Here is a 10,020-nt window from a genome sequence, read left to right on the forward strand (position 1 = left end):
TTACAACAAGTTGCTGGTACAAACAGCGATATCTGGAGCGCGGTTGTTCAGCCACAAAGTACCAGCTTATATGCAAAGGCCTGATGATTATGAGATTTTTATGGGTTAATCAACGTGTTAACAGCGGCTAACTACAAGGGCTATGCGAGGTAACTCAGACCAAAACAATACGATAGCTCATGAATAGCAGAGCATCACATCAGGTTATTTATATTTTGCCCGGATAGAGCATCAGTTACTAATTCATCTGAGCTTGGATCAGCACTATCTTTCGCAGCTTACTTCCCAATTCAATATGGCCTTCTGGGTTTTTTAATCTCTGATATTAAATATTTGTTAAATGATATTGCCTTAGTTTGTTTTGTGGTTTAATTTTTATTATCAATAATTTACCTCTGTAGGTTTCGGACTGTTCCGATAAAAAAGATAAGAGGCTCCTGTCATTCTTAGTGGTGTTTTAAGTAAATTTTGCTCCAGAACAGAACAAAATTGCGGCTCAGGTCGTAGTTGGAAGGCGGCCGCAATTTGACCTGAAGCTTATGGACTCTCAAATTGGCCGCATTAAGGTGAAACTTGAGTGTCATTTTGTTATGTGGTTCGGTGGCTAGAGTACTGTAATGTAACAATTTATTCGAAAAAGGATCTTTACAATGAACATATTTCGGCAAAACACAGTTGTTCTTCTGTCCTTCTCTCTTATCACCTGCTTCGCTCAGGCAGAACTCAGGCCTGAACGTAACCCCTTTTTGTCGGCGGACATTTATGGTGTAACCCATATCAATCCCGCGAAGCAAAATAGTATCCCCTACAAAATTCCGTTAAAAACTCAAACTGTTGATCTGGATACTTTGACCCCTGTTTGGGGGGGGCCAGTCAATAATGCTACCTATGCATCGACTGAGTCTGGCTACTTTTGGTCCGTTTCAACAGACAGGGTGGCATTAATTGATGCGCGCGGCAAAAACTGGAAGATGGTCGCTGATATTGATCTGCCGGGCGCGACCCGTAAGTCAGTGGATACTTTAAATAAGATTGTCTCTTACAACTATCAGTCTATGAAAGAGTCCGAAGCTCACCTGAAAGCCCTTCTTGGCGAGTCACCCGGCAGTCTGATGCCTGCGGGCGTCTATGCGCTGGTCTCCAACAAAGATCTGGTGTATGCAAATGCCGGCACCATAGTCTCTGCGATAGGGCGAGTCGATCCAAAGGACATATCCAAGGGTCTGGAGGTGAAAGCACAGTTTGATACGGCCAAAATAGTGCCTCCTACCAGCGTATTTGGCGAAACCGCTCGTGTTGGTTTGGTCGGCATGAACATGACTTACGACGGCCATATTGTCATTGGCGCCCTCAATGGCATAGCTGTAGTTGATGCTGACTTAAAAAAAGGTCAATTTCAAAGCTTTGAAGATGATAATCAGCTCGCAACGAACTCTCTGGCCATTGACAGTAAAGGTGGCATTTATGTCGCAACAGGCTCTAAAAAGCCAAGGTTGCCAGGTGTGATGCATAAATTTGTCTGGACAGGTGGCAAAATCTCCAAGGATGCCAAAGATGGTGCCTGGAAAGCCCAATACGATGGCGGAGATTGGCCTCCAGCCATTAAAGCAGGCACTGGCACTGGCTCAACTCCGACGCTAATGGGCTTTGGTGAAGATGAAGACAAACTGGTACTCATTACCGATGGTTCGAATCGGATGAAGTTAGTCGCTTTCTGGCGTGATGCCATCCCGGCCGATGCTCGTAAAGTGAAGGGGGCATTGTCGCCTCGTATCGCAGATCAAAAGCCAGTGACTGCCGGTATTTCTGAACAACGCGCCTGGCTGCAGTCTGAGCAAACGATCATTGTGTCCGGCCAAGGTGCTTTTGTAGTGAACAACCTGATTGAAGAGGGGCACCCTGACCGAATTATTGATGTGATGACCGTAGGTCCTGTGCATCGCCCGCCAAGTGGTGTTGAAAAAATTGTATGGGATCCAAAGGAAAACCGCTTTTATTCGGCATGGACCAGAGGTGATGTAGTGTCTATCAGCATGGTGCCGCTTGCCAGTTCAGGTGCCAATGCGGTTTTCGTGAATGGTTACAGCGTTAAAGATGGTTGGGAAGTGACAGGTCTGGATTGGAATACAGGGGCTACAGTGTCCAGAACTATTTTTGGCCACAACAATAAAGGCAATGGCACCTATGCCATCCTGCAGTTTCTTGAAGACGGAGATATGTTGTTTAACTCAGTGATTGGGCCATATCGCATCCGATTAGAGTAGTTTGCGTTTTACATCTGTGTTTGGCCATGACTGACAGAAGGAAGAGGGTATGGATAGGTGTGCGAGATTTATGGCTGCAGCGTTGTTGTTTGCTCTGCCATCATTCGTAGCAAAGGGCGGTGAGCAAGGCCATTATGTGCCTGGATCTTGGTCGCCACGGGATTTGATTTCGGCACCAGCTGGCTTGCAGGTTTTTGCGCCTTATCTGTCCTATTATTCCGCCGGAAAAGCCAGAACAGGCAATGGTGCTACTGTCGATGCCAGTCAGGGCGTCGACGTCGGTGCAGATTCGTGGATGTTTACCCCTGTGCTGGTTTATTCTCCGGCGACTAAGTTGTTTGATGCGGATTGGGCTATCACTGTTGTTCCTGCCTATGGCGAAGCCGGTGCTAACGCGCGACTGACGGCATTTGGCCAGAACATCACATTATTTGATAACAACAATAAGGATTGGGGGGATTTGTACGTGATTCCTGCCAACCTGACCTGGCATTTGAATCCGATGTGGGCTGTTTCTGCTCAGTATGCATTTTGGGCTCCGATCGGTGAGTACTCTGCTGATCGTGCCGACAATGTTGGTCTTGGCTACTGGAGCCACGATTTCAGAGCCACAGTGTCTTTTTTTCCGCTCAACAACCCTGGTCTGTTGTTATCTGCCTCTGTGCTGCATGAAATCAATGGCAGTAAAAAAGGCTTTGACCTCAAACCTGCGGCGCACACCTCGGTTGAACTGGGAGCCTCTATGGCGTTTTCCGAGAAATTTATGCTAGGTGTGATGGCGGGCGGCATATGGGAGACCGGAAAGGCTTCAGGTGCCGACCGTAATGAAGATGGGCGGGACCGAATGTTTAATGCCGCTGTCGAAGCGTCGTATTGGATCACACCAGGCAAACTGGGAGCCATGATCCGAGCGACCGAAGAGTTTTCAGCCAGGGACAGATTTCAGGGCCGTACTGTAACTCTGGGCGTTAACTTATTGTTCTGACGAAGCTCACGCCAGGATAAGCAGCGCCGCTGAATCAGCCTCTTTTCCTGTCTTTCGGCCTATAGTATTCAGAGCAGCTTGGGCTGCTCTCTTTCAATTAATCATTCTGCCCGTGGCTTCAGCAAAGCCAAGCTGGGCAACTGAGGACCAAGATGATGGGGCGCACTTTGAATCTACCTAAGTTTCTGATCATATCGCTGCTGTGCACTGCAGTTGCTGCCTGTAGTAAACCTGCTGAGCAGCAGGCGACGGCTGAGCAGTTTTCAAGACCGGCCTTGATCTACACTGTGCAGCAGTCCGGACTGAGCGAGGCTAGTTTTACCGGTGTGATCCGCTCTGCACAACGGGTTGAACTGGCCTTTCGTCAGGCCGGAAAACTAACGCAGCTGCACGCGCAGGAAGGTCAGCAGGTGCAGGCGGGGCAAGTACTGGCCGAGCTGGATAATCAGGAGCTGGCTACTTTGCTCGATTCCGCTCGGGTGGAGTACAAACAGGCGCAAGCAAATTATCTGAGAGCTGAAGCAATCTACCGCGATACCCAGGCTGTCTCGCGCAGTGATTTGGAGCAACTGCTGACAAAACGTGATGTGGCGGCCAACAAAGTCACTCAAGCTGAACAAAATCTGGATAACTCGCTGCTTAAGGCTCCCTTTGCCGGCGTGATAGCGCAAAAGCTGGTGAATAATTTTCATACAGTGCAGGTGAACCAGGCCGTTTATGTATTGCATAACCCAACGGACTTAGAGGTTGTGATTGAAGTGCCGGCGAAATATTTTGTCCAGCCTAAAGCCAGTCTGCATGGGCTTGCCGAGATAGATACCCTGCCAGGGCAGCGTTTTGCTGTGACTTACCGCTATCATGCCAGTGATGCAGATCCACTGGCTCAGACTTATCAGGTGGTGCTTGGTTTGGATGATCTGGGCGCAGTGAAATTAATGCCGGGCATGAATGCAAGGGTATTCGCCAAATCTGCGTCATCAGCAGAGCAGCAGAATATCCTGGTGCCCGTGACAGCTGTAGTGCCAGCCAATACGGGCGAACAGTTTTTATGGCTGGTTGGATCACAAGACAAAGTGCAAAAAAGGACCGTCAGAGTAGGGCGCCTGTTCGGTGATCAGATCGAGGTCACTGATGGCTTAATGGCTGGGGATCGCATCGTTGTGGCTGGTGTGCAGGCATTGACTGAGGGGATGCAAGTGCATGCAATGACCACAGTGGAGACGCCTTAATGAACCTGGCCCGTTACTCCATTGCCAAACGCACCAGCTTGTGGGTACTGGTGCTGCTGGTTCTGCTTGGCGGCTATCTGAGCTATCAGCAACTTGGCCGCTTTGAAGACCCGGAATTTATCATACGCAAAGCTGTAATTGCGACCCCTTATCCTGGCGCCAGCGCCAGAGAAGTAGCAGATGAGGTGACTGATTTAATCGAACGTTCGGTGCAGTCGTTACAGGAAGTGAAAGAAGTTAAATCTGTATCCAGTCAGGGTATGTCCGAGGTCACAGTCGAAATTGATCTGTCTTTTGCCCGCACGGCCGCAGAGCTTGATCAGGTATGGGATAAACTGCGGCGTAAAATCAGCGATGCTCAGCGCAGCCTGCCCAAGGGGGCTGGCCCCGTTGTCGTCAATGACGATTTTGCCGATGTGTATGCCTTGTTTTTTGCTGTCACCGGGCCAGGCTACTCCGACAGGCAGCTGTATGATTATGTCGACTTTTTAAGTAAAGAACTGGCATTGGTCGCTGGGGTTGCTAAAACTGCAGTGCTGGCCAACCGGCAAGAAGAAATTTATATTGAGTTTTCAACCAGCAGGCTGACGGCTCTTGGCATGACAGCACAGCAGATCTACGCCGTGCTGCAAAAGCAAAACCTGGTAGCCGTAGCCGGAGAACTTTATGCAGGGCAGATGCGCGTACCTGTGATGCCTGCTGCTGCTGTTGCTGGTTTTACTGCATTAGAGCAACTCCCTGTAGGTATAGGTCAAAACGGTAAAACCCTGGCTTTATCTGATGTGGCGACCATTGTCCGAACCTCCAAAGCTCCAGCTTCCATCCTGATGACGTACAATGGCGAGCGTGCTATTGGCCTTGGTGTTTCCAATGTCAGAGGCGGTAACGTGGTCGACATGGGAGAAGCCGTTCAGGCGCGGCTGGCCGAGCTGGAATCTCAGCGTCCGATCGGAATGGAGCTGCATGTTGTTTCTATGCAGTCAGAGTCGGTCAAAGCATCAGTAGCCAGTTTTGTGGATAACTTATTGGCTGCAGTCCTGATTGTTTTTGTGGTGCTGCTGATATTTATGGGCTTCAGACCGGGCGTGATCATAGGTTTTGTGCTGTTGCTTACCGTGGCTGGCACACTGATCATTATGCTAATAGAAGACATCGCCATGCAGCGTATCTCGCTTGGGGCTTTGATTATTGCCCTTGGTATGCTGGTGGATAATGCCATAGTGGTCACAGACGGCGTAGTGGTGAAAATGCAACAAGGTGAAGAGAGGGAGCAGGCCATAGCCGATGTGGTAAATGCGACCATCTGGCCTTTGCTTGGCGGAACCTTAGTGGGCATTCTGGCGTTCAGTGCTATAGGACTGTCCACCAGTGATATGGGCGAATATGCCGGGTCGCTGTTTTGGGTGATTTTATACTCCATGTTTCTTAGCTGGCTTTTTGCCGTCACAGTTACGCCAATGCTTTGTTATCAGTTTTTAACAGTAAGTCCTGCCACTGACAAAGCTGAAAGCCGTATTTTGCTACTGTACCGGCAGTTGCTGTTGCAGGTTTTACGTTTTCGGCTATTGAGCGCAGCAGTGCTTATAGGGCTTTTTGCCTTGGCATTAGTTGGCATGCAATGGGTTCCACCAGGTTTTATGCCGGAATCACAGCGGCCACAGTTTGTGGTCGATTTGTATCTTCCGCAGGGCACGGCAATAGAGCATACAGCCCAGATCTCTGGCCAGGTGGCTGCCACTGTGGCTGAACAGGACGGAGTGACCAATATCACCAGCTTCAGCGGTGGTGGCGGTTTACGTTTTATGCTGTCCTATGCCCCCGAAGCCCGCAACCCTGCTTACGCTCAGTTACTGGTTGATGTAGAGGACCACCGCCAAATCAGCGCTATGGTCGGCCAGCTACAACAGCAGTTGTCAGCGCTGTATCCGGATGTATCGGTGAAAGTCTGGAAATTTATGTTAGGCCGTGGCGGTGGTAAAAAAATTGAAGCTGGGTTTCGAGGCCCTGATCCCAAAGTCCTCAGAGTTTTAGCTGAGCAGGCAAAAGCCATTATGTTAGAGACACCCGGCCTTATTGCAGTGCAGGACGACTGGCGGCAGCAGGTTCCTGTGATGGTGCCTGTTTACGATACGGCGCTGATGCAGCAACTGAGCCTGACTCAGGTTGAGGTGAATCAGGCGCTGCAACAAGTCTTAAACGGCAGCACTATAGGCAGTTTTCGCGAAGGCAACAGGCTGATCCCTCTCGTGGTGCGAGCCCCGGCCAGTGAGCGAAACGATGTGAGATTGCTCGATACTGTGCAGGTAATAAGCCCGCTGACTCAAAAAGCTGTCCCCCTGAGCAGCCTGACTATCAGTTCAGGCTTGCAATGGCAGGATGCCATGATCAGGCGCATAGACAGGCAACCAACGATTTTAGTGCAAGCGGATCCGGCGCCTGGTGTGCTGGCGAATGATGCCCTGGCTCAGGTTCGGACCAAGATTGAAGCTTTGCCGCTGCCACCTGGCTATGAGTTAACCTGGTACGGTGAATTTAAAGCGTCCAGAGATGCAAATCAGGGGCTTGCCAGCTCAGCCCCGCTGGGTTTTGCCGCTATGATCCTGACCGTAGTCTTGATGTTTAATGCGGTACGGCCCGCTCTGGTGATTTGGCTGACAGTACCGCTGGCTCTGGTTGGAGTGGTGTTTGGCCTGGTTGCCTTTAATACCCCTTTTGAATTTATGGCCATACTCGGCTTTTTAAGCTTAATTGGCATGATGGTAAAAAATGCCATAGTACTGGTTGACGAAGCCGATCAGAACATCAGAGCGGGTTTGGTCCCTCTGACTGCCGTGATACAGGCATCCGTCAGCCGTGCAAGGCCAGTGGTGCTGGGGGCACTGACCACTATTCTGGGGGTAGCGCCTTTGTTCCTCGACCCGTTTTTTAAAAGCATGGCCGTCACTATTATGTTTGGTTTGTTGTTCGCCACAGCCCTGACGCTGGTGGTGATCCCTTTGCTATATGCTGTGTTGTATCGAATACCTAAACCGGACAAGCTTCAGGTATCCGCCTGATGGAGACTAAGTTCGTTCAGGCGACGCCTGGCAGGGCATTCTGCTGCGATGGCGCTGGTGATGTAAAATAACTGCACTGCACTCGCGCCTGGCGTCAGGTTGTTTCATAGTGGTACAGTTTTAGTTGGCTGTTTCATTCATCGATCAAGGCGTCGGTGTTTTACGAAAGAGATTAGTTTTTGCTTCCATGGGTTACTTTGGTTCGACTGTGCTGATGCAAGGTGTTGCGCAACTCTGTGCCTTATGGGTCATCATGGCCTTGGTTCTGGCAGGTTGTGCTGCGCCCGCCAGCCACTATGCCAGAACAGCAACGAACAGCCTGCATATGCAAGCTGAGCTTGAGGTATTCCAACAACCCGTCAAGGCCTCAGTCCGACTGCTGGGTGATGGGCAGGAAGCTTTGCTGGCCAGATTGGCATTAATTGCCAGGGCTCAAACTCAGTTGGACCTGCAAGTCTATATTTTGAAGACCGATAGTTCTGCCAATTTAATTTTGCAGGCGCTGTTACAGGCTGCAGACCGTGGGGTGTTGGTCAGGTTGTTAGTGGATGACTTCGGTTCTGCGCAACAAGATGACCGTTTAGCCAGTTTAGCCAGCCATCCGAATATCGCAGTGCGGTTGTTTAATCCCAGTCGCAGCAGGCAGCTACCGCTGGCTGATCTGTTGTTTAGCTTTTCGTTACAGTCCCGCCGTATGCACAATAAGCTGATGCTGGCCGACAACAGTTTGGCTATTTTGGGTGGCCGAAATATTGGTGATGAGTATTTTACCGCCACGGCCAATGCCAGCTTTCATGATGCCGATATTCTGACAGGGCAAGCTTTTGCTGCCCGCCTGCAGCATGCTTTTGGTTTGTATTGGCATCACGCATTGTCAGTGCCTGTTGAGGCCATCAGACCGGGTGTGCAGCCCAATGCCTATCAAGAGTTAAGGACACAGCTACCCATCACTGCAGCTCAGTCTACCCTGGTGGTACAAGCCGGCGAATACAACCACAAGGTGCTGGAGCAACTGAGATACGGGGCAAAAGTAGAGGGTTATATTTTGCTTGATCATCCAGATAAAGTACTCAGGCCTTCAGCAGATAAAGTGGGGCACTTAGTCCCAGCGATGCAACAGGTACTAAGCGGGGTAAAACAAAGTGCATTGATGGTTTCAGCCTATTTTGTGCCTCAGCCTGAGCTGATAAAGAAGTTTGAACAATGGATTGCAGAGGGGGCCTCGGTCACGGTATTAACCAACTCCCTGGCGGCAACCGATGTGGCTGCAGTGCATGCGGGTTATGCACCCTTTCGCCAGTCTTTGCTGGATGCAGGGGTAGGGCTTTGGGAGTTTAAACCAGACAGTAAGAAAGGCGGCTCCAGAGTAGCAACAGCTGTAACTGGTTCGTCAAAAGCATCGCTGCATGCAAAAACCTTTGTGTTTGACCAGAGATACCTGTTTATCGGTTCTTTAAATCTTGATCCTCGTTCTGTGTCGATTAATACCGAAATAGGCATTCTGTTAGATGCACCCAAGCATGCAGCAGAAGTGACAGCAGCCATTAACAAGCTGTTACCCTACAGGGCCTATCAACTGGTACTGAACAACGAAGCCGGTGCTTTATGCCGCATCAGCTGGCGTGAATTGATAGAAAAGACAGGCCCGGCGCCAGAATACAAAACGCACTGCACAGAGCCGAAAGCCAGTGTATTTCGCAGGTTGTTTGTTAACCTATTATCCTGGCTGCCGATCAGTAAACAGCTGTAGTTCACCAGACAGCTTCTGCTTGATATTCAGCGGCTATCTACCTGAGACATTTGAAGATGCAGCGAGGCGACAAGCCAGTGAGAATCCAGGCATAGTTAACGACTGAGGCGAGATGGTGCTGTCCACAAAGCTGCAGTTTCAAGTTCGACGGCTATATGCATTTCAAATGCTTTACCCACACAGTTAATCGCGGCGGCCAGCACAATGCCTGTAAAAAGTATACCCAGCATGGCAATCAGTACGGCAATGAGCCGTGATGATTTACGAGCTGGTTTGATATCGCCGTAGCCGACGGTGGTCGCGGTAATGCACGCCCAGTACAACCCATCGAATGCTGGCCATCGCTCCAGCCGCGCTACCACTTGCCCTAAAATCAGGATCAGGGTGATAAATATCAGCAACAGTGGCATCAACAGAAACAATGCTATGGAAAAAAGCTTAAGGAACGTCAGCGTAAAGGCCATGATGATCTGCTCATGTGGCTGGATGTTTTGAGTATAAGCATGCTGTTTTCTAAAGAAAGATCCTTTTTAGTTTTTTATATAGATATGTGAGATGGCACTGAGTGTTTAACAGGACTTTAGCACTGGCCCGGGGGCTGGAAACAACCTTGTCAGGCCGAAGCGCCTCAAGGGACTTATTTGTCAGCTAAGAGCGAGTTGCGGACTTAACGCACACCGCAAAACCTGACCCTACGCGTTAGCCCTTATTTAATGTAGGGGCGTCGTTTATCGGC

6 protein-coding genes are annotated in these 10,020 nt (G+C 49.9%); 5 read left to right on the forward strand and 1 reads right to left on the reverse strand.

Going from position 1 to position 10,020, the window contains the following annotated elements:
* Positions 1-650 precede the first annotated feature (650 nt).
* From EMM73_RS19425 to EMM73_RS19445, 5 genes are all read left to right on the forward strand, one after another.
* On the forward strand, positions 651-2,264 hold the full coding sequence (locus tag EMM73_RS19425) for a hypothetical protein (protein WP_127688421.1): 1,614 nt from the start codon (positions 651-653) through the stop codon (positions 2,262-2,264).
* A gap of 49 nt (positions 2,265-2,313) precedes the next feature.
* Positions 2,314-3,249 carry a SphA family protein gene (locus tag EMM73_RS19430; RefSeq protein WP_127688422.1) on the forward strand — a complete coding sequence of 312 codons (936 nt, stop codon included), beginning with the start codon at positions 2,314-2,316 and terminating at the stop codon, positions 3,247-3,249.
* A 152-nt stretch (positions 3,250-3,401) separates the two neighbouring features.
* Complete coding sequence (locus EMM73_RS19435) at positions 3,402-4,478, forward strand: efflux RND transporter periplasmic adaptor subunit (RefSeq protein WP_127688423.1); 1,077 nt, start codon at positions 3,402-3,404, stop codon at positions 4,476-4,478.
* Positions 4,478-7,534, forward strand: a complete 3,057-nt coding sequence (locus EMM73_RS19440) for an efflux RND transporter permease subunit (RefSeq protein ID WP_127688424.1) — start codon at positions 4,478-4,480, stop codon at positions 7,532-7,534. The genes EMM73_RS19435 and EMM73_RS19440 overlap by 1 nt, the downstream gene beginning before the upstream one ends.
* 187 nt (positions 7,535-7,721) lie before the next feature.
* Positions 7,722-9,284, forward strand: a complete 1,563-nt coding sequence (locus tag EMM73_RS19445; protein ID WP_186435304.1) for a phospholipase D family protein — start codon at positions 7,722-7,724, stop codon at positions 9,282-9,284.
* A gap of 95 nt (positions 9,285-9,379) precedes the next feature.
* On the opposite strand, the gene EMM73_RS19450 is transcribed toward EMM73_RS19445, so the two are convergent.
* Positions 9,380-9,748 (reverse strand): potassium channel family protein, encoded by a 369-nt coding sequence (locus EMM73_RS19450; RefSeq protein WP_127688426.1) that lies wholly within the window; start codon positions 9,746-9,748, stop codon positions 9,380-9,382.
* Positions 9,749-10,020 lie beyond the last annotated feature (272 nt).

It is taken from the genome of Rheinheimera sediminis, from assembly GCF_004005375.1.
Taxonomy (GTDB): Bacteria; Pseudomonadota; Gammaproteobacteria; order Enterobacterales; family Alteromonadaceae; genus Pararheinheimera.

Excerpts from the sequence above, each read along its gene's own strand:
- EMM73_RS19450 (WP_127688426.1), bottom strand. The coding sequence starts at position 9,748 with ATGGCCTTTACGCTGACGTTCCTTAAGCTTTTTTCCATAGCATTGTTT.
- EMM73_RS19425 (WP_127688421.1), top strand. The coding sequence starts at position 651 with ATGAACATATTTCGGCAAAACACAGTTGTTCTTCTGTCCTTCTCTCTT.
- EMM73_RS19445 (WP_186435304.1), top strand. The coding sequence starts at position 7,722 with ATGGGTTACTTTGGTTCGACTGTGCTGATGCAAGGTGTTGCGCAACTC.
- EMM73_RS19430 (WP_127688422.1), top strand. The coding sequence starts at position 2,314 with ATGGATAGGTGTGCGAGATTTATGGCTGCAGCGTTGTTGTTTGCTCTG.
- EMM73_RS19435 (WP_127688423.1), top strand. The coding sequence starts at position 3,402 with ATGATGGGGCGCACTTTGAATCTACCTAAGTTTCTGATCATATCGCTG.
- EMM73_RS19440 (WP_127688424.1), top strand. The coding sequence starts at position 4,478 with ATGAACCTGGCCCGTTACTCCATTGCCAAACGCACCAGCTTGTGGGTA.